The organism is Parabacteroides sp. PFB2-10, from assembly GCF_029893085.1.
GTDB lineage: Bacteria > Bacteroidota > Bacteroidia > Bacteroidales > Tannerellaceae > QVMG01.
The window spans coordinates 23,550-43,526 of the sequence record NZ_JARXWI010000024.1 but is presented as its reverse complement, the minus strand read 5'-3'; the positions used below and the strand labels follow the sequence as shown (position 1 = coordinate 43,526).

The following is a 19,977-nucleotide window of genomic DNA, read 5'->3' as shown; positions in this document are numbered from 1 at the left end:
TGGACCTTCTGAAATAACGACATCGAATATACTATCTTTTGTGGCAAATGTTTCTTCCTCACCTCTTCTTAAAATAAAATGATGATCTTTAAGATAAAATGCTTGATTGATAACGTTTTGCCCATTGTTAAAACGAATTTCTTCATAATAATCATCTTCTTTGGATATGATTCCATCGATACCGAATCGAACAATTGCTTTTTTGCCTAAATCATATACATACAGTTGTCCTTCGTTGTGGTCGAAAGAAAAACTCATTGGAGTAATTAATTCTCCGGGGCCTTTCCCTCTCCCTCCTCCAGAAGCGATAAAAGTACCATTATTTTTATTAAAAATATGAATGATCGGATTAATGGATGGATCACAAACTATAAGTAACGAATCGTAAATGTCAATAAAATAGATTGTCCTAAAAAGGTAATCATCATTGATAATATCAACACTCAATTCTTCCTCCGTTTCAAAAAGAGGCGGCTCATAAGATACTCTTTCCTTTTTCGAACAAGAGAACAACAATACAAGCAAAACTATTATTATAATACTTCTATTCATAACTGATAATTAGAATCAGAGAGAGAACTCTCTCTCTCTGATCATGTTTATTTAAATGTGTACCCACAACTACAACTTCCTGTTACATTTTGAGAAACTGCCTTAAGGACAGGAGGATCCGGACTCCAAATTATTCCACAATAAGGATTCGGACAAGTGACTGTACAACTGACCTGAATAACTAAGCTACTTTTACAATCCCCTTGTATGCTACTACCTGAACCATTTTCATCATTCGCCAACGCCTCCACATTCGCCAACGCTAATTCCGATAGTATGACTTTATTCTCACTCTGATATATATTCCATCCTGCTGCAACAGCTATCACTGTTACCATAACGATGCTGAAAAATCTTTTTTTTCATGATTTTTGTGTTTAAAATTGTTTATAAATATATTTTTTACTGTTTACAACCTACCTACTTTTGTTCAATGGGTTGTTTTTTGCTTTTATTTATTTATTTTTGCAAGACCTCCTTCTCTAAATTAGTAGATGTAGGACTGGTTGGGGGGAGATTGCTGTATGGTTGCAAGTCATTGGAGCAATTCTTCCCCCTAATTTATCCATTTCAGATAACCTGTCCTCTGGTTTTTAATTTTAATCTATTCATTTATTTTACACTTTACGGTAATAACCTCACGAAAGGAACCACTCTTTTTAGATCGATCTCCCCTTTGTGCGCCTTCGCGTTACTTCGTGGTAATAATACCATAACGAGTTTTTTTACCACCAAGTAACGCGAAGGCGCACAAAGTTTCTTTTGCATTAAAATATTTGACCCAATATTGTCAGTTTTATCCATTTCTCCGTATTACACTTAACGGTGATCGTCTCGTTAAAGAAACCACTCTCGTTTTGCTGATAGGCTCTACATAATATCCCGTTCCAAGTAGAAGGGACAAAAGTTAAAATACTAATTTTCTTTTTTATAATAATACTTTATTTCATTTTAATTCTTAACAAATGAAAAGAACATAATTGTAAACACCAAAAAAATTTGCTGAGATTTTGCTGAGATGAACATTTCTCATTAAAATCTCACTAAAAAGATTATTTTTAGAGTTGGAGCAAAGCTGTGTGGCTTATAAAAATGTATTAGAAAGCAAGTATGGCAGTCTTTATTTTTCTCTAATCGACGGAATAGGTTTGCTTTTTTATCAGGAGAAAATACAGCAACTATATCAGAAAACTATTCGGGTAGAATACGAATATAAGAAAAGCTCCGGGAAGAGATAAAAGAGATACTCTTTCAAGGGAATCACCCTTTTTTGACATCTTAACAAATGTTAATATACCCATTCCCAACAAAACCCCCAATTTACGATTTGTAATTTCCGAGGGACTTTGCGCGCAAAAAAGCGGGACTTTGGAGGCAAACTCCCGGGAGAAACACTTTTTAACGTATGGATTTGTAAGTAAAAGAGGCTTTTTGCTTACAGTCCGTATTTTAACATTTGGGGAGGAAGAGCACCTCTCCCCCTGCCCCTTTGCTTTACGCCTTCGGCTAAGCGAACGTTGTTTGCTCTGCGCTATCGCTAAGCGACCTCCGGTTCTCCACCAGAGAGGGTATAGTTACTGATTTCTTCAAAGAGGAAAGAATTTGAAGATGTTTCAGGAAAATCCCGAAAGGGATTTAATTCCTAATAACCCCCAGTGAAGAGAGCAGAGCGAACGACTGGGGGTATGCATAAAAGGATCTAACATCTCATGAACCCGAAAAGGGTTCAATTGTTTAATTCAACACCTTTCGGCGTTGGTTTGTTTCTACATTCGCTCACCCCCCAGTCGTTCGCTTCGCTCTCTTCACTGGGGGTTATTAGGAGTTCAACGCCTGTGGGCATACCCTTTTTATCTTCAATTATTACATTATCTAAAGATTTTCTCCTCTTCCCGCACTAACCACTAATCACTACCCATTAATTACTACCCTCTCTTCCCTCCCCTGCATTTCCGAGTGGTTCGGCTTCGGCTGGATAAAATTATCGGGAGCGGATATCGGAAAAGTCCTGCGGGAATGGTATATTTGCATCATAAAGCAAAAGTTATGGCTGATACGAATAAGCAATTCGACCAGGTGATCGCCGGATGCCGGGAGTTGTTCGGGAAAAAACTGAAGGATTATGGTCCTTCCTGGCGCATTATGCGTCCGCAATCGGTGACCGATCAGATATTTATCAAGGCAAACCGCATACGCAGCCTGGAAATCAAAGGAATAAGCAAAGTAGACGAGGGCATACGCCCGGAGTTTATCGGCATCGTCAACTACGGGGTGATCGGTTTGATCCAACTCGAACTGGGGTTTGCCGACACGACGGATATCACCGCCGAAGAGGCGTTGGCGTTGTATGATAAACATATCACCACCACCAAGGAACTGATGTATGCCAAGAACCATGACTACGACGAGGCATGGCGCAGTATGCGTATCAGCTCCTATACCGACCTGATCCTGATGAAGATCTACCGCACGAAGGAGATCGAAAGCAACCAGGGACAAACATTGGTATCGGAAGGGGTCGATGCCAATTATATGGATATGATCAATTACGCCCTTTTCGGGTTGATCAAACTCGATGAAGGCGAAGAATAATAGTAAGCGATAGATGAAATACAAAGAGACAGCTATAAAGGTTATTGCCGAGTGCAGTCGGCTGCTGCTCGGTGTGGTTTTTATTTTCTCGGGATTTGTTAAGGCGGTCGACCCGGTAGGGTTTGCGATTAAGATCGGCGACTACCTCATGGCTTTCGGATTGGAGAAATTGGATTCCTTTTCGATGTTGGTCTCCTTCAACCTGGTGGCCATCGAGTTTATGCTGGGTGTCTGTATGCTGTTGGGTGTCTACCGCCGTTATGCTTCGCTATTGACCCTACTCTTCATGGCTTTTATGACTCCGCTGACGCTCTACCTGGCGCTGTTCGATCCGGTATCCGATTGCGGATGTTTTGGTGACGCGTTGATACTGACCAATTGGGAGACGTTCGGAAAGAATGTCGTGCTCCTGGCGGCCGCTATCTTTGCGTTTATCTACAACCAGAAAATATTTCAGGTATATACGTTCCGGGTCTATTGGTTTGTGGCGCTTTGGGCCTTCTCATTCTGTATATTGTTTTCGGTACACAACTACCGCCACCTGCCGATCCTGGATTTCCGTCCCTACAAGATAGGAGCTAATATTCCGGAACTGATGAGTATACCCGAAGGGGCGGCGGAAGAGGAATATAGCTACTCTTTTGTGTACGAAAAAGAGGGAAAGCAACAAACCTTCTCGCTCGACGATATCCCCGAAGAGGGAAGCGGCTGGGCGTTTGTAGAATCGAAAACGACGTTGGTCAAAGAGGGCTATATACCGCCGGTAGCGGCTTTCAATCTGTATGATGAGCAAGACACGGACCGGGCGGACGAAGTGCTGTCGGACGAAAAGGGGGTCTTTCTGCTTATCTTCCCGAAGCTCGAAAAGGCAAACGACGACTATGTTGATGAGATCAATAGCGTCTATGATTATGCGCTCGACAACGGATTGTCGTTCTATGGCGTGACCGGCTCGGGTGCGGATGCCGTGACCCGCTGGAAAGAGTATATGGGCGCCGACTACTCGTTTTTGTATGCCGACGATATCCTGTTGAAAACGATCATCCGTTCCAACCCCGGACTGGTATTGCTCAAAGAGGGCACGGTATTGGGGAAATGGCATTACCGCGATATTCCTGCCGAAGAGGAGGTGAAAGAGGTGATGGATCCCTATTTCGCTCCGGGCAAAATAACACTGAAAGAAGATAGGCCGTTATCTACCAACCTATTGACTTTTGCCGTACCTTTGTTGCTTGTTTGGGTGTATGATTATTTCCGTAATCGTCGCCGTAAGAAGAAGGACTAATTTTTTTAATTAAATATTGATATTTAGTAGGTTATGAGAAAGAACATTATCGCAGGAAACTGGAAAATGAACACCACCCTGGCTGAAGGGTTGGAACTGGCAAAAGGATTAAATGAAGCCTTGAAAGGCAAAACCCTGAAATGTGATGTAGTGATCGGAACCCCTTTTACTCACCTGGCAAGCGTAGCAGCTGCAATCGATACCGATAAGATCGGTGTGGCAGCACAAAACTGTGCCGATCAGGAAAAAGGCGCCTATACCGGAGAGGTATCTGCGGCTATGGTTGCTTCTACCGGAGCTAAATATGTGATCCTGGGACACTCCGAGAGACGCGCTTACTATCACGAAACAGCTGAGATACTGAAAACAAAAGTAAACCTGGCATTGGCTAACGGGCTGACTCCGATCTTCTGTATCGGTGAAGTATTGGAAGAGCGCGAAGCCGGAAAACATTTCCAGGTGGTCGACGAACAGGTGGAAGGTTCTTTGTTTGATCTTTCTCCGGCAGACTTCGCGAAGCTGGTGATCGCTTACGAACCCGTTTGGGCTATCGGCACCGGTAAAACAGCTACGGCCGACCAGGCAGAAGAGATCCATGCACATATCCGCGCAACGATCGCGAAGAAATATGGCGAACAGATAGCCGATGATTGTACCATCCTTTACGGAGGAAGCATGAATGGGGCAAACGCAGCCGAACTGGTGGCGAAGCCGAATGTAGATGGTGGCCTGATTGGTGGCGCTTCTTTGGGCGTTGACAAATTCATGCCGATTATCGAAGCCTTTTAATTAGATTCTATGAAGCAGTATTCGTTCTTTTGGCTGATCCTCCTATTGTTCGCTTCTACCTTTGCCTCTTTCGCACAGGAAGAAACGGTTGTCAGGGAATCTATCTTCGACTCGCTCGAGAAATCCGAGCCGGGAAAAGGAACCGTGGTGATCCATCAATCGGAGAATATTCGCCGTCTGGTGGGCGCTCCGCAATATGGTGTGCAGGTGGAGAACAACAATGGAGCCTCGTTCTTAGTGTTCGATGGCTTCCGGGTGCAGGTGTTCTCCGGCAACAACCAGCGGCTCTCGCGGGAGGAGGCTTCCCAAAAGGAAAAGGAGGTAAAGGAACTACTACCGGAACTCTCGACCTATATCTCTTTCGACGCCCCTTTTTGGAAACTGCGTGTCGGCGACTTCCGCACGCATGAAGAGGCGTACCATCTGTTGAGGGAGCTGACTGCAGCCTTCCCGGCTTATGGGAAAGAGATGTATATAGTGAACGATAAAGTACGAATACCGATTTATTAATAAAGAATGAGGAATGAAGAATGAAGAATTGGAAAAGGGACTAATTGCTTTACGCTTCGCTAAGCGATTTCCGCTCCGCTCCAATTCTTCATTCTTCATTCTTCATTCTTCATTCAAAAAAAGATGCCAAAAATAACTGAAAAAACATTGATAGCCGACGAAAAACTGGTTGCCCACTACAAAGCCATTATCGGGCTTTTAGGAGAAGATGTCAACCGCGAAGGATTACTGAAAACGCCCGAACGTGTAGCCAAAGCCATGCAATTCCTGACAAAAGGATATACCGAAGACCCCGAAGCCGTGCTTCGCTCTGCCATGTTCCAGGAGGAGGGCTACAAACAAATGGTGATTGTCAAAGACATTGATTTCTTTTCTATGTGCGAACACCATATGCTTCCTTTCTTTGGGAAGGCACATATCGCCTATATCCCACGCAATTATATCACCGGATTGAGCAAGATCCCGCGTATCGTCGATATCTTTGCCCGCCGTTTGCAAATACAGGAACGCCTGACAACACAAATTAAAGACTGTATCCAGAACACCCTCGACCCTTTGGGTGTGATGGTTGTTATCGAAGCCCAGCATATGTGTATGCAGATGCGCGGCGTTGAGAAACAAAACTCCCTCACGACTACCTCCGACTTCACCGGATTCTTCCAGCAAGCTAAGACACGGGAAGAATTCATGAATCTAATTCGATAATGGATAATTGATAATGGATAGAGGATCGTTATCCATTATCAATTATCCATTCTCTTTTGTAATTTTTTTCTCTTTCCTGCGACTGATTGTGTAGATACGATGAATAAAATGGATGCACAACAACGGGAAAAAGAGTTTATGGCTTTGGTGGAAAGCTATAAGCGGGTAATCTACAAAGTCTGTTATATGTATGCTACCGATGCCGATCATTTGAACGATCTGTATCAGGAGGTGGTGATCAACCTATGGAAAGCCTTTCCTCACTTCCGGGGTGAGAGTAAAGTGTCGACCTGGGTCTACAAGATCGGCTTGAATACCTGTGTCTCTTTCTTCCGCAAATCGAAAGGGCGACCGGAAGTGGTACCGATCACGGTCGACCTGGAGAACCTGGCATCAGAAGAGAGCCACACCGCCCAGATCCGGGAGTTATACGGGATGATCAACCGATTGAACTCGATGGAACGGGCGCTTATCCTCCTCTGGCTCGAAGAGAAAAGCTATCAGGAAATAGCCGAGATCACCGGTTTCTCCCGTAATAATGTAGCCGTTAAACTCATGCGTATCAAAGAGAAACTAAAAACAATGTCGAATAGTTAGAAGCTGTTTTGAATTTTATTGGAGCTTCTTAATACACAGAATCGTTATGGATATAGATAAATTAAAAGAAAACTGGGGAAGCCTCAACGAGCGATTGGCCCAAAATGAGATCCTGAATAAACGTATCATCCAGGAGATGATAAAGAACCGTGCTAACTCGGCACAGAGCCGGTTGTTCCGCTACGACCTATTGGGTTTGATTGTGATAGCCATCTTCAGCATCCTTCTCCCTGTCATTTGGATAAAGACCCTTATGACCTTCCCCTCTTTCCTATTATTGGAAGGCGCTATGGTGCTCTGCCTGGGCATGGAGAGTTGGAAAATGTCCTGCCTCTTACGCTTCAATACGGAGACCAAAAACATCTACGAATTAAATCGCCTGATGCTGCGTTACCGATGGATTGTGAAATGGAATTATACCTACGGCATCCTGATTGCCGCCTTAGTGGTCATAGGCTTTTTCCTGTTCCAGGGATCTAACCTGTTATTGGACGCCTGGCGTTTCTGGGTGATGGGCGCTTTCTTATTGATAGGGGCTGTATTGGGCTTCCTGCAGGTTCGCTTCCAAAACAAAACCATCGCCGCCATCGAACAAAGCCTGAAGGAATTGGAGGAATTTAGGGAATAATTATGAATTGTGAATTATGAATTATGAGACAGATCGCTTTTCTGTAATTCATAATTCATAATTCACAATTCATAATTATTCTTCAATCCATTGAAGAATCTGCGCCTTCACCTTCTCCTGCATATCGGTGGGAAGGGTCTTGATGCGGGCGCGGTGGCTGCCGCGGGGTTCGATGTAGATCTGTAGGTTTTCTTTGCCTTTGAAATCGGGCACGCGGGTAGCGCTCCAGGGATCCACCTCCCCATAGATACAGATCATTTTCGGATCGTTCTCTTTCAGGTAGTTGTAAACCTTATCATACATTGCCACGCGATCGAAGCTTATCGGCTTGGCTGTCTCCGTCAGCATGATGCGATCCAGGTATCCTTTGCTCGATTTGATAGAGAGTAGTTTCTTAAATGGACGTGTATCGTATCCGTAATAGCCCATCTCTTTGGCGGCCTGTACGAAGAACGACGCCATATAGGGATCGGTCGTGAAGTAATCCGGTCCGCTCACCTGCAGTAAATGCTTAAAAATTTCTTCCGTAGACACGCTGAGCGCGGGAATAACCTCAACCGAAGTGCCCCATTGCCAGAAGGCAAAAGGATATTCCAACACGCAATAATCCAACACCTCATCCAGTTCGACGCGGAAGTTCATCTCCTTTTCTTTGACAAACGCTTCCAATAAAGGCATGATCTCTGCGCGACGTTTCAACACCTCTTTTTGGAATCCTTCGATCAGCTTGCGCTCTTTCTTCGTGCCTACCTTGCGCAGGAAAGGCTCATGCCGTCCATCTTCCACGCCCCAGTTGAGAGGAGCCACGTAAGGAACAGAGATATCCACATCGTCCGGGAACCAGGAACGATAGAGCAGGGTCGTTTGTCCGCCCTTGCTAATGCCCGTACTGATCCATTTCTCGGGATAGATTTGTTTGAATGTCGTAGTGACATTATGCAGGTCGTAAGCCGAATTTTCCGTCGTCAGGTAGTCCCAGTTGAGCGGTTCGGGCGTCGATTCCATAAAGTAACGGTATTCGACATGCACGATATTGGTGTTGAACAGTTCGGATAATTCGTCGCGGTAACGCGGGTTCTGGGCATACGCGCCTCCATATCCTTCGGTCACCAATACGGTCGGCCGGTCGAAACCCACATGGCATACCACGAGACGTTGCGTAAAGGTGCCTGCATCCGGATTGTGCGGATCGAGTTGTTGGGTGATGCGCACTAAGTATTTCTCCCCGTAATACTCCGATTCTAATTGTTCAATACCACTGATCCCCGGCAGGGATTCCAGTTTTTGCTTCAGGGCTGTTTGCGCGGAGGCAAAGAGCGAGATAAAAAGAAGCGAAATAAATAGTAAATGACGTAAGTGTTGCATACTGATTTGTGTTTAAGGTTAATCAAAAAGTTTGAACGTATATCCTTCCTGCTTCAGCCATTCGATGGCGCGAGGCATGGCGTATTTCATATTTTCTTCCGCCTTCAACGAGTCGTGGAAGACGATGATGGAGCCGTTGCGCGTATATCGCTTCACCACACGCAACACCTCTCCCGGCGTCAAGTGTGGGCTGTAGTCGCGGGTAACGACATCCCACATAATGATACGGTATGTATCACGCAAAGACAAGATCTGCGGCATGCGCATATGTCCGTGCGGTGGTCGAAACAATGGGCTGTCGATCAGCTCGGCCGCCTTCTCCACGTTCGCGAGATAATTCTTTGTCCAGAAACGGATGCCCTGGATATGATTGAAGGTATGATTGCCCACCCGGTGGCCGCGCTCGAGAATCATCCGGTAGATATCCGGATGTTTGCGCACATTATCACCGACGCAGAAGAAGGTTGCCTTCACATCATATTCGTCCAATACATCCAATACCCAGGGAGTAATCTCAGGGATTGGTCCGTCGTCGAACGTGAGATACACACATTTTTCGGCGTCAGGAAGCCGCCAGATCGCCCCAGGGAACAGTGCCCTGTAAAGCCGAGGAGGTTGCTCAATCAACATCTCTTAATCGTTCGTTCGTTTGCCCATCGCCCAGGCCATCCGGTAATTGTCGAATTCTTCCTGATACTTTTCTACAAACTCAGGGTTAAACTCCTTGCTGACACGCAGTATCTGTTGAATAACCGCCAGATTATGCTGTATCTCTCTTTGCATGGAGGCGATATGACCCGGTTTCAGGCGGTAATACCAGTTCAGGTTGCGGAAAGCATTGTCGATGATACCCTCCATGATCTCTTCTGCTTTTTCCATCTCTCCCAATTCATAATAGAACTGTCCGAAGTCCAAAGCCGTATAATCTAACGGTACATTTTCGGGAGGCAATACCTCCATTCCCCGGTCTAATACCTTCAATGCCTTTTCTTCCTGTCCTTCGGCAAGCAGGGTCGCCGCCAGATTGGCAAAGACCGACATACGGGCTGTCCGACACATACGCATAGCATTCTCATCGAGATACATACCCGGTTTGTCTACCCCACCCCAACGGAATCGGTTCATCACATTGTCATACATCCTTTCCGTATCGGTCGCCAGAATAGTTTCTTCCGTTTGCATCGGTGTGATCTGGTAGGCAAGCCCCGTCTGACGGAAATAGGGACGCAGGTTCACCCATTGGTCGGGCGACACGGTGAGCGCGTAATACATCGGGCGTTCCCAGTTGTTTGTCTGCAACATATCCAGGATGATCAATTCCTGTTTGCCGAGTATCTCTTTATTACTCAGGTCGATCACCATCTGATCGAGGATATAATCTGCCTCTGCTTCCGACACAATACCGTTACGAATCACAGCCTCCTTATCGACCGGATAGACTAATTTCTGCGAGGGGATATAGGTAAGGGTTCTGCCTTGTCCAACCACCTGTTTGGTTTTCGGATCATCGCTTCGCACAAAGTTCAAAGCCGCTTTCAGGTCAACCGCATCCATTTGGTTCGTCAGGTAAGCGATATCTCTTGCCCCTCCCTGCACATAGTCTTTTGGTTGCCAGGAGATAGGCAGCGGTGCCGATTCGTAGGCTTCTTTCTTCATCTGGTTGATATACCAGTCGGTCTGCAAATAGCTGGTGTTACATACGCGCACATCGGTGCGTATACCCTCTACCTCCTGTGCATACCAGAGCGGGAAGGTATCGTTGTCGCCATTGGTAAACAGAATTGCATTCGGTTCGCAAGACTCCAAGTAATTGCTTCCGAAGTCGCGGGCGATCGTGCGTGTCGAACGATTGTGGTCGTCCCAGTTTTGGGAAGCCATCTGCATAGGCACAAATAGACAGGCCACCGATGCGATAACGGCCGCCACCATAGGCGACAGTTTAACATACTCTCTAAGCAAACGAGCCACAGCCGCCACCCCGAAACCGATCCAGATGGAGAAGGCATAGAAAGAGCCGGCATAGGCATAATCGCGTTCGCGCACCTGCAAAGGCGATTGGTTGAGGTAGAGCACAATGGCAATCCCCGTCATAAAGAAGAGGAAGAAGGTGATCCAGAAGCCCTGGATACCTTTCTTGCCGGAATAGGCCTGGAACAACAAGCCCAGGATACCCAATAGAAGCGGCAACATATAATACTTATTGTGCCCCTTATTATTGATAATATCATAAGGCATATCATCTTGCGGCCCAACCAATACCTCATCGATAAATTTGATACCGGTGATCCAGTTCCCGTTCTGTATCTCTCCCTGTCCCTGTATATCGTTCTGACGTCCGGAGAAGTTCCACATAAAATAGCGCCAGTACATAAAGTTCAACTGATAGGTAAAGAAGAAACGGATATTTTCGGCAAAGGTCGGTTTCATCACCGTGCGCGTCTCCCCACACAAATTAAAGGTGACCGGCGTACCTTTGATGTTTGCCCATTCCTTATAGGCTTCGATATGGCGCGCATCCTGACTGTACATACGCGGGAAAAGCATTTTAAACTCGTCCATATATTCATAGACGGTTTCCCTGCGGGATACATAATAACGATCCTTTTCGTTTTCGTTTTCCTTGATTACCTTGCTCCAGGTAGGGTTCCCCTCTTTGGAAACGACCACACAATTGCGGCCTTCCACCTTGCGTTCCACTTCAGCCACATAGGTGTTCCCATAGATCAAAGGCGTACTTCCATACTGTTCACGCGCCAGGTAAGAGCGCAGGGTAAAGATATCGCTCGGATCGTTCTGGTTCATCGGAGTATCGGCTGTCGCACGAATGATAATCAACGCATACGAAGAATAACCGACAATGATCACCATCAGGCAGACCATAATGGTGTTCAACGCCTTTACCGCCACCTTCTTACTCATAAACAGGTAAGTAGTCAGGGCAGCAATCAATAGAATACCCAGGATATAACCATCGCCCATAAACGGAATACCCATCAAGGCAACAGAAAGGATAAAAGCAATCTTCATACGTGTCGGATTGACCTCTGCGCGCATGGTTTCCCAGATGGCCCAGGCAACCACAGCAACTAAGATGATCAGATAGAAAAAGACACCGGAATTGTAAGGCATGCCCAGGGTATTGACAAAGAAGAGCTCGAACCAACCGCATACCTCAACCAGCCCCTGTACAACCCCGTACATCATCAGGGCGATGATAGCAAACGAGATACCCAGGGCAATCAATGTGCCTTTCATCGTCGGGTTTTCATATTTCTTATAATAGTAAACCAGTACGATGGCCGGAATACAGAGCAGGTTCAACAGATGGACACCGATACTCAGCCCCATCAGGTAGGCAATCAATACGATCCAACGATCGGCATGTGCCTTATCGGCCACCGCCTCCCATTTCAGGATCAGCCAGAATACCACAGCCGTAAACAAGGAGGAATAGGCATACACCTCGCCCTCTACCGCACTGAACCAGAAGGTATCACTGAAGGTGTACACCAAAGCGCCTACCAGTCCGCTACCCATGATAATGATGAGCTGAGGCAAGGTCGCTTCTTCGCCCTCTTTCAATACGATCTTACGCGCCAGGTGGGTGATGCTCCAGAAAAGGAACAAGATGGTGAATCCACTGAAAATGGCCGACATGGAGTTGATCATGACCGGCACCAATTTCACATCCGACACCAATTGGGTGAATATATTCGCTGTCAACATAAAGAAAGGGGCACCCGGCGGATGGCCTACTTCCAGTTTATACGCGGAAGATATAAATTCGCCGCAGTCCCAAAAACTGGCCGACGATTCCATGGTCATCAGGTACACAGTAGTAGCGATCAGAAAGGCTACCCATCCCAACACATTGTTGATTAGTTTGTATTTTCTCATATTTGCAAATATAGAATTATCAGAAATAATGATTGTCTACTCCTCCCGGAGAGATGCCGCAAAGGTAAACATTTACTCTAAATACCTAACGCACTAAACGATCATAAATTATAAAAGCAGTTATCAAAGAAAAAAGAGAAAATATCCAAAACCGATAGGGGGGGGTAAAATGTAACAACAAGGGGGATTCAGATAAGGTAAGATGGAAAGGAGATAGGAGATAGGGATATTCAAATTTTGTAATATGTGAAGGTTATAGAAATCACTATCCAAGGCTCCCCTTCTTAGAAAAGAAGGGGGTGGACCATCGCTTGCGATGGTGGGGTAGTTTGATGTATTTAAAATCACACATTTGTTCTGTTTTGTGTATTTGTGACTATCAAAGAAATAGGAAAAACATTTATAAAGAATTCAAATTACCCCACCGCTGCAAGCAGCGGTCCCCCCCCTTCTTTTCTAAGAAGGGGAGCTTTTAGATACTGATCTGATATACCTTGTATCTTCAATTTCTTTCCTTTTTGAAGAAATCAGTAACTCACCCCCTCTCTTGTGGAGAACCGGAGGTCGCTTAGCCGAAGGCGTAAAGCAAAGGGGCAGGGGGAGAGGTGATCTCTTTTCTCGAAATGTTAAAATCGCGATTGTAAGCAAAACGGGCGTTTTGCTTACAAATCCATACGTTAAAAAGTGTTTCTCCCGGGAGTTTGTCTCCAAAGTCCCGCTTTTTTGCGCGCAAACTCCTGCCGAAATTACAAATCGTAAATTGGGGGTTTTTTAAATTTCAGGCGTATTAATATCTATTAACATTTTGCATTCTCCGATTTCATTCCGAATCTGCCTGCTTGATGTTATCTTTGCCTTTCTATAAAAAGGATTCACGTGGCAAAGCAACAGTTAAACGATACCCCTCTCATTCGGCAATACTTCGAAATCAAGGCGAAACATCCTGATGCCATCCTGTTGTTCCGAGTGGGCGACTTCTATGAAATGTATGGCGAAGACGCCGTGGTCGGAGCGGAGATTGTGGGCATCGTGCAAACCCGGAAAGGGAACGGAAGCGGGCAGTTCATCGAGATGGCAGGCTTCCCGCATCATGCCTTGGATACTTATCTGCCCAAACTGGTGCGTGCCGGCAAACGCGTGGCAATATGCGATCAATTGGAAGATCCCAAAATGACCAAAAAGCTGGTGAAACGGGGCATCACGGAGCTTGTGACGCCTGGCGTTTCTATCAACGATACGATCCTCAATCACAAAGAAAATAACTTCCTGGCGGCGGTTCATTTCGAGAAAAACAGTTGCGGAATCGCTTTCTTAGATATCTCGACCGGTGAATTCCTTACCGCCGAAGGTACCCCCGATTATGTCGATAAACTGCTGCATAACTTCTCGCCCAAAGAGGTATTGATCGAACGAAATAACCGCAAACGGTTCGAAGAGTCGTTTGGTCCCCGCTTCTTTTTGTTCGAACTGGAAGATTGGGTGTTCAGCGCCGATGCCGCCAACGATCGTCTATTGAAGCATTTTGAAACCAAAAACCTGAAAGGATTCGGGGTGCATCACCTGAAACTGGGTGTGATCGCTGCCGGCGCTATCCTGCATTACTTAGACACCACACAGCATACACAGATAGGGCATATCACCTCCCTGGCACGTATCGAGGAAGACCGCTACGTGCGCCTCGATAAGTTCACGGTGCGAAGCCTCGAACTGGTCGGCACGATGAACGACGAAGGCAAGAGCCTATTGAGTATCATCGACAAAACAGTCTCGCCCATGGGGTCGCGTATGCTGCGTCGCTGGCTGTTGTTCCCACTGAAAGATGTGCGCCCTATCCGCGAACGTCAGGATGTGGTCGACCATTTCTTCCGCCATCCGGAGATGAAGACACTGATCGAAGGGCAGTTGGAGCTGATAGGCGACCTGGAACGCATCATCTCCAAGGTGGCCGTAGGGCGTGTGTCGCCGCGTGAAGTGGTGCAACTGAAAGTGGCTTTGCGCGCGTTGGAGCCGATCAAACAGGTCTGTATGGAGAGCGGCGAACCGAGCCTTGCCCGGATCGGCGAGCAACTGAATTTATGCGACACCATCCGCCGACGTATCGAACAGGAGGTCAATAATGATCCGCCTGCCTTGCTCAACAAAGGAGGCGTGATTGCCCACGGGGTCAACGCCGAACTGGACGATTTGCGCAGTATTGCCTACTCGGGTAAGGATTACCTGTTGAAGGTGCAACAGCGCGAAGTGGAACGCACAGGCATCTCTACCCTGAAAATTGCTTTCAATAACGTCTTCGGTTATTATATCGAAGTGCGTAACACCCATAAAGACAAGGTGCCGCCGGAATGGATCCGCAAACAGACCTTGGTCAATGCCGAGCGCTACATCACCGAAGAACTCAAAGAGTACGAAGAGAAAATACTCGGGGCGGAGGAAAAGATACAGGCTTTGGAGTCACGCATATTCAACGAACTGGTGCTTTCGCTCGCCGAATATATCCCACCCATCCAGTTGAATGCCAATCTGATCGGGCAGCTCGACTGTCTGCTCTCTTTTGCCAAAGCGGCTCAGCAGAACCACTATATCCGTCCGGAGATAAACGAATCGGATGCTATCGATATCAAGGCGGGTCGTCACCCGGTGATCGAAAAGCAATTACCGGCAGACGAGCCCTATATCACCAACGATGTCTATATGGACAGCCAGAAGCAGCAGATACTCATCATTACGGGACCGAATATGGCCGGTAAGTCGGCCTTATTGCGACAGACGGCTTTGATCGTACTGATGGCGCAGGTGGGTTGTTTCGTGCCGGCCGATAGCGCAAGTATTGGCATTGTGGATAAGATATTCACCCGCGTAGGGGCATCCGATAATATCTCGTTGGGCGAATCGACCTTTATGGTGGAGATGAACGAAGCCTCGGACATCTTGAATAACCTCTCCCCGCGCAGCTTAGTGCTCTTCGACGAATTGGGACGCGGCACCAGCACCTACGACGGAATCTCCATTGCCTGGGCCATCGTAGAATACATCCATGAACATCCACAGGCACGGGCCAAAACGCTTTTTGCCACCCACTACCATGAGTTGAACGAGATGGAGCGATCCTTTAAGCGGATCAAGAACTTCAATGTATCCGTCAAAGAGGTGGGCAATAAGGTGATCTTCCTGCGCAAATTGGCCAAAGGGGGAAGCGAACACAGCTTTGGTATCCACGTCGCCCGCATGGCCGGGATGCCGAAAAGCATCGTGAAACGCTCCAACGAAATACTCAAACAGCTCGAATCGGAAAACCGCCAGAACGGAATAGCCAAACCGATAAAAGAGATAGCCGCCGGAGGCGAAGGATTCCAGTTGAACTTTTTCCAGCTCGACGACCCAATACTCAGTCAGGTGCGCGATGAGATCCGCAATATGGATGTCAATAACCTCACCCCTTTAGAAGCACTTAACAAACTAAGTGAAATCCGAAAGATCATCACTGGGAAGTAGTTAGTCGCTACGCATTTTATACATTTATTAAGAGATATATACGTCGAAGGTAAAAAGCCGCGTAGCGGCGACCACCATCCATTCCTTCTTTGCCCTCTCTAATTCTTTAACTTTTTTAATAATATGCAGCACTTTTTCAAAAAATAACATCTATAAGATTATTAAACATTAAATGGAGCATTATGAAAAGAGTACTGAATGTGTTGTTGTTATTTAGTGTTGTCTTTTTGACAACCTCAGCCACCTGGTGGGGTTGGGAAAGAAGAGGAGAGTACAATCCGATCTTCATGGAACGCGCCGAATTGGAACGTTCTGTTGCCTATCAATCCGAGCCGCAGGAGTTAATTAACCCCGGCAAGATCTACCACAAACATCCCTACATTTACATCAACGAGCGCTACAAAGGTGTGCATGTGATTAACAACAGCAACCCGGCAAGCCCAGTAAATGAAGGTTTTATCCGTGTACCCGGCTGCCTGGATATGGCTATCAAAGGGGATATACTGTATCTGGACAATGCCGTCGACCTGGTGGCCTTCGACCTGACAGCCAAACAAGTTTCCCACCGTGAAAAAAATGTATTTCCTGAACCTCTCTCCCCGACAAATGATTATTATTATGGGAATCGCCCGAAGAACTATATTTTGATTGAATGGAAGAAAAATAATTAAAAAAAGAAGTGAAGATGAAAAAGAATAGATGGCATTATGTATGTAGCTTGATAGCGTTTGTTTTTGTGTTGTTGACAAGTTGCAGTGAGTCGGATGGCTATTACGCAAGCAACGAAACCGGACAGGGAGGCTCGATGGCTCGATTCACCATTCAGGGTGATAATCTCTACACAGTCGATACCCATAATCTGAAAACATTTGATATTTCAGACGCTAAAAAACCCACTTATCTGAAAGGGAAAGACCAAAGTTTGCGATCCGACGCGGAGACATTGTTTGCGATGGATACGTTATTGTTTATCGGTTCCCGGTCGGGTATGTATATTTATAATATTACGCGCCCGGATTTCCCGAGCCTTATGTCGCATGTGTCGCATATAACCAGTTGTGACCCGGTGGTTGCCTCGGGCAATTATGCCTACGTGACGCTTAGTTCGGATAATACGCAGTGCTTCCGCGGCGCCAATGAGATGCATATTTACAATATCTCCGACCCGACCAATCCGGATCTGGTGAATGTGAATACCAGCTTTACGCGTCCACGCGGGCTGGGAATCGACGGCAAGAAGCTATTCGTTTGCGACAATGGCTTGAAGGTGTTCGACATATCCGATCCCGAAAATCCGGTTTGGGTGGATGATCTTTCGAAAATACCCGAAGCAAATGGTATCGATGCCTACGACGTTATCCCGATGAACGGCCTGTTGTTTCTGATCGGCGCCGATGGGTTTTACCAGTTTGATTATACCGCAGAGAAGCTGGCTTTCGTCAGCAAAATAGCCGTTACACCACAAGATAATTAAAAAAGATGATGAGAAACAGAACAATGATGAGAAGCCTGGTGGTACTATGTTGCTTCCTGGCATGGATTCCTGTCGGCAGTATGGCGCAGGAAAAGGAGACGAATGGGTATGATATCCCCTATAATTGGGTATTTAGCGTACACCCTCTCCATATTTTTAGTAACGGATTGCGCATCGATGTGGAAAAGAAGTTGCATAATCCCAACCATTGGCTGGTGGTTGGCCTTTCGGGCACATATCTTCCGCACGACGGAGAGGATTTTAATACCTACTCGACCTGGTCGAATATCTACTTAGATAGCGATCAGGATGTCACCAAACTGACCGGGGCGGGCATCGATCTGGCCTATAAATACTACTTCCCTATGCCGGTAAAGCTGTTGTATGTCAGCGCGAGTCTTAATTATAACTACTTCAAAGCGCATTATTACGCCGGCGACTTCTATAAGTTTGAAGAGAATGGGCTTACCTATTATGAGCGCGACTACCGCGAAGTATCCCAGGAAATTCATCGTATCGGCAGCAACCTGCTCTTCGGTGTGCAATTGACACCGCGCAAACGGTTCCACCTCGACGGCTTTGCGGGCCTGGGTATCCGATACGGCATCCCCGGAGACAAAGACCGTTATGACTTCGATAGTCATATGTTCAGCCTGGGTTACCGGGGAGTTACGTTTACGACGGGCCTGCGAATCGGTTTCCGTGCGTTTTAATTACTTCTCAAATTCCTGTGTAATTTCCTGTATATCCTGCAAGGTGAAATTACCAACCAACTGAATAACGGTGAAAGTACTGTCGGTGTCGGCAAGCATCAACAGGTCTTTCACCGTTTCTCCTTGCATATTGGCATAGAACGTAGCCTTGGTTTTCCCATCGCGTACCCGCATCAACTCCGAATGACTATTCTTGATCAATTTACTAAACTCATTCCGCATCTGAGGAACCAGATCCATTCGCTCGGTATTCAACACCTGTAAGGACTCTACTTTCCCTTTCATATTCATCAGGCTCAACCCTGCTGTCTCGGCAACAGGCATCATCTGAAACATCGCTTTGGAGATATACACCGAGGTTACGTTATCCATATCGGCATATTTTTCGAACAACTGATCGTTCGTTTGTGCCCTGCCCGCTTGTGAAAAAAGGAGGCATACAATGACTAAAACTACATATTTCGCTTTCATTACTTACTGATTTCTTTGAATTGTTTGTTTACTATTTCATTCACTCTTTCGACCTCCTGTTTGGCCTCTTCCAGTTGATTTACCCCTTTATTGAATTGCAAAGAAAGGAATGCCAGGGCCTCTCCGGCCACCACAGCCGCCTCTTCCGGATCACTAAAGGTATCGGCTGTTGTTGGTTTCGTTTCGATCGTTTCGGTCGGGAAAAAGAGCGCCACACCAATCAATAGGGAGGCTGCCACTCCTACCATCCAATAGACAGACCGCTTGCGCATCGAAACTCGCTTCTCCGCTTTATCCAGCCGATCGATATAGTTTTCCAGCCTTTCCGATAGACCTTCGGGCAATGCCTGCTCTTCTTGAAGCGCCTGGTCAATCAGTTCATCCATCTGTTTATCGTTCATAATGTGTGTATGTTTAATTGTGTGTATTGTTCCCGTATTATCTTGCGTGCCCGCGAAAGCAATGTGCGTACGTTCACAGCGCTAAAGCCGGTAATCTCCGCAATCTCTTCCATCGAACAATCACTCAATCCCCGCAATTTCAATACCTGTTTCTGATTGTCCGGCAATTGTTCGATCAGTATCTTCACCTTTTCCAAGGCTTCTCGCCGCTCCATCTCTCGCTCGGGTGTGACGGAGGTGGTCACCATGTTCTCTTCGATACTCGTCAGATGCCTGTTTGCCGCGGCGGAACGAAGGAAGTCCAGGCATAGATTCTTTATCAACATCACAGAGAAAGCTTCCGGATTTTGTATATGATCCAGTTCATCCCGCTTTTTCCACAGTTTGCCATAGCCCTCTTGCAGAAGGTCTTCCGCGTCGTCTTTGTTTCCGACTAAGGCCAGGGCCACCCGGTAAAGCTTCGGATGAAGAGGCAGATACTGTTGTTTGAAGCGTTCCGTCGTCAC

Annotated in this window: 18 protein-coding genes; 11 read left to right on the top strand and 7 right to left on the bottom strand. The window is 46.4% G+C overall.

Annotated features, from left to right (window positions below; all coding sequences use genetic code 11):
• On the bottom strand, positions 1-552 hold a 552-nt coding region (locus tag M2137_RS14160), incomplete at its 3' end, for a 6-bladed beta-propeller (RefSeq protein WP_280767101.1).
• Between the two features lie 2,046 nt (positions 553-2,598).
• On the opposite strand from M2137_RS14160, the gene M2137_RS14155 reads away from it, so the two are divergent.
• The 7 genes from M2137_RS14155 (at position 2,599) to M2137_RS14125 (ending at position 7,658) form a co-directional block, all read left to right on the top strand.
• Positions 2,599-3,144: a DUF1599 domain-containing protein gene (locus M2137_RS14155; RefSeq protein WP_280767100.1), complete on the top strand. Its 546-nt coding sequence runs from the start codon at positions 2,599-2,601 to the stop codon at positions 3,142-3,144.
• 13 nt (positions 3,145-3,157) lie between these two features.
• Positions 3,158-4,429, top strand: coding sequence for a BT_3928 family protein (locus tag M2137_RS14150; protein ID WP_280767099.1), 1,272 nt, complete (start codon positions 3,158-3,160; stop codon positions 4,427-4,429).
• A 33-nt stretch (positions 4,430-4,462) separates the two neighbouring features.
• Positions 4,463-5,218 (top strand): triose-phosphate isomerase, encoded by a 756-nt coding sequence (gene tpiA, locus M2137_RS14145; protein WP_280767098.1) that lies wholly within the window; start codon positions 4,463-4,465, stop codon positions 5,216-5,218.
• Between the two features lie 9 nt (positions 5,219-5,227).
• On the top strand, positions 5,228-5,728 hold the full coding sequence (locus tag M2137_RS14140; RefSeq protein WP_280767097.1) for an SPOR domain-containing protein: 501 nt from the start codon (positions 5,228-5,230) through the stop codon (positions 5,726-5,728).
• A 123-nt stretch (positions 5,729-5,851) separates the two neighbouring features.
• Positions 5,852-6,433: a GTP cyclohydrolase I FolE gene (folE, locus tag M2137_RS14135; protein WP_280767096.1), complete on the top strand. Its 582-nt coding sequence runs from the start codon at positions 5,852-5,854 to the stop codon at positions 6,431-6,433.
• A gap of 108 nt (positions 6,434-6,541) precedes the next feature.
• Positions 6,542-7,030, top strand: a complete 489-nt coding sequence (locus M2137_RS14130; RefSeq protein ID WP_280767095.1) for a sigma-70 family RNA polymerase sigma factor — start codon at positions 6,542-6,544, stop codon at positions 7,028-7,030.
• 46 nt (positions 7,031-7,076) lie between these two features.
• Positions 7,077-7,658 (top strand): hypothetical protein, encoded by a 582-nt coding sequence (locus M2137_RS14125; protein ID WP_280767094.1) that lies wholly within the window; start codon positions 7,077-7,079, stop codon positions 7,656-7,658.
• A gap of 75 nt (positions 7,659-7,733) precedes the next feature.
• On the opposite strand, the gene M2137_RS14120 is transcribed toward M2137_RS14125, so the two are convergent.
• From M2137_RS14120 to M2137_RS14110, 3 genes are read right to left on the bottom strand one after another with little or no spacing between them, the layout of a single operon-like run.
• Positions 7,734-9,023 carry a S28 family serine protease gene (locus M2137_RS14120; protein ID WP_280767093.1) on the bottom strand — a complete coding sequence of 430 codons (1,290 nt, stop codon included), beginning with the start codon at positions 9,021-9,023 and terminating at the stop codon, positions 7,734-7,736.
• Positions 9,024-9,041: 18 nt separating this feature from the next.
• A complete protein-coding gene (locus M2137_RS14115) occupies positions 9,042-9,653 on the bottom strand; it encodes a polysaccharide deacetylase family protein (RefSeq protein ID WP_280767092.1) in 612 nt (203 codons plus the stop codon).
• Between the two features lie 3 nt (positions 9,654-9,656).
• The gene (locus M2137_RS14110) at positions 9,657-12,920 is read right to left on the bottom strand and encodes a DUF2723 domain-containing protein (RefSeq protein ID WP_280767091.1); all 3,264 of its coding nucleotides are present in this window, start codon (positions 12,918-12,920) and stop codon (positions 9,657-9,659) included.
• Between the two features lie 876 nt (positions 12,921-13,796).
• Here M2137_RS14110 and mutS point away from each other — a divergent pair.
• From mutS to M2137_RS14090, 4 genes are all read left to right on the top strand, one after another.
• Complete coding sequence (mutS, locus tag M2137_RS14105) at positions 13,797-16,412, top strand: DNA mismatch repair protein MutS (protein WP_280767090.1); 2,616 nt, start codon at positions 13,797-13,799, stop codon at positions 16,410-16,412.
• A gap of 182 nt (positions 16,413-16,594) precedes the next feature.
• A complete protein-coding gene (locus M2137_RS14100) occupies positions 16,595-17,083 on the top strand; it encodes a hypothetical protein (protein ID WP_280767089.1) in 489 nt (162 codons plus the stop codon).
• A 14-nt stretch (positions 17,084-17,097) separates the two neighbouring features.
• Positions 17,098-17,886: a hypothetical protein gene (locus tag M2137_RS14095; protein WP_280767088.1), complete on the top strand. Its 789-nt coding sequence runs from the start codon at positions 17,098-17,100 to the stop codon at positions 17,884-17,886.
• A gap of 5 nt (positions 17,887-17,891) precedes the next feature.
• Positions 17,892-18,599 (top strand): hypothetical protein, encoded by a 708-nt coding sequence (locus M2137_RS14090; RefSeq protein ID WP_280767087.1) that lies wholly within the window; start codon positions 17,892-17,894, stop codon positions 18,597-18,599.
• On the opposite strand, the gene M2137_RS14085 is transcribed toward M2137_RS14090, so the two are convergent.
• The 3 genes from M2137_RS14085 to M2137_RS14075 are packed head-to-tail and all read right to left on the bottom strand — an operon-like array spanning position 18,600 to position 19,977.
• Positions 18,600-19,070 carry a DUF4252 domain-containing protein gene (locus M2137_RS14085; RefSeq protein ID WP_280767086.1) on the bottom strand — a complete coding sequence of 157 codons (471 nt, stop codon included), beginning with the start codon at positions 19,068-19,070 and terminating at the stop codon, positions 18,600-18,602.
• A complete protein-coding gene (locus M2137_RS14080) occupies positions 19,070-19,471 on the bottom strand; it encodes a hypothetical protein (RefSeq protein ID WP_280767085.1) in 402 nt (133 codons plus the stop codon). The genes M2137_RS14085 and M2137_RS14080 overlap by 1 nt, the downstream gene beginning before the upstream one ends.
• A complete protein-coding gene (locus M2137_RS14075) occupies positions 19,468-19,977 on the bottom strand; it encodes an RNA polymerase sigma factor (RefSeq protein ID WP_280767084.1) in 510 nt (169 codons plus the stop codon). Before M2137_RS14075 ends, M2137_RS14080 begins: the two co-directional genes overlap by 4 nt.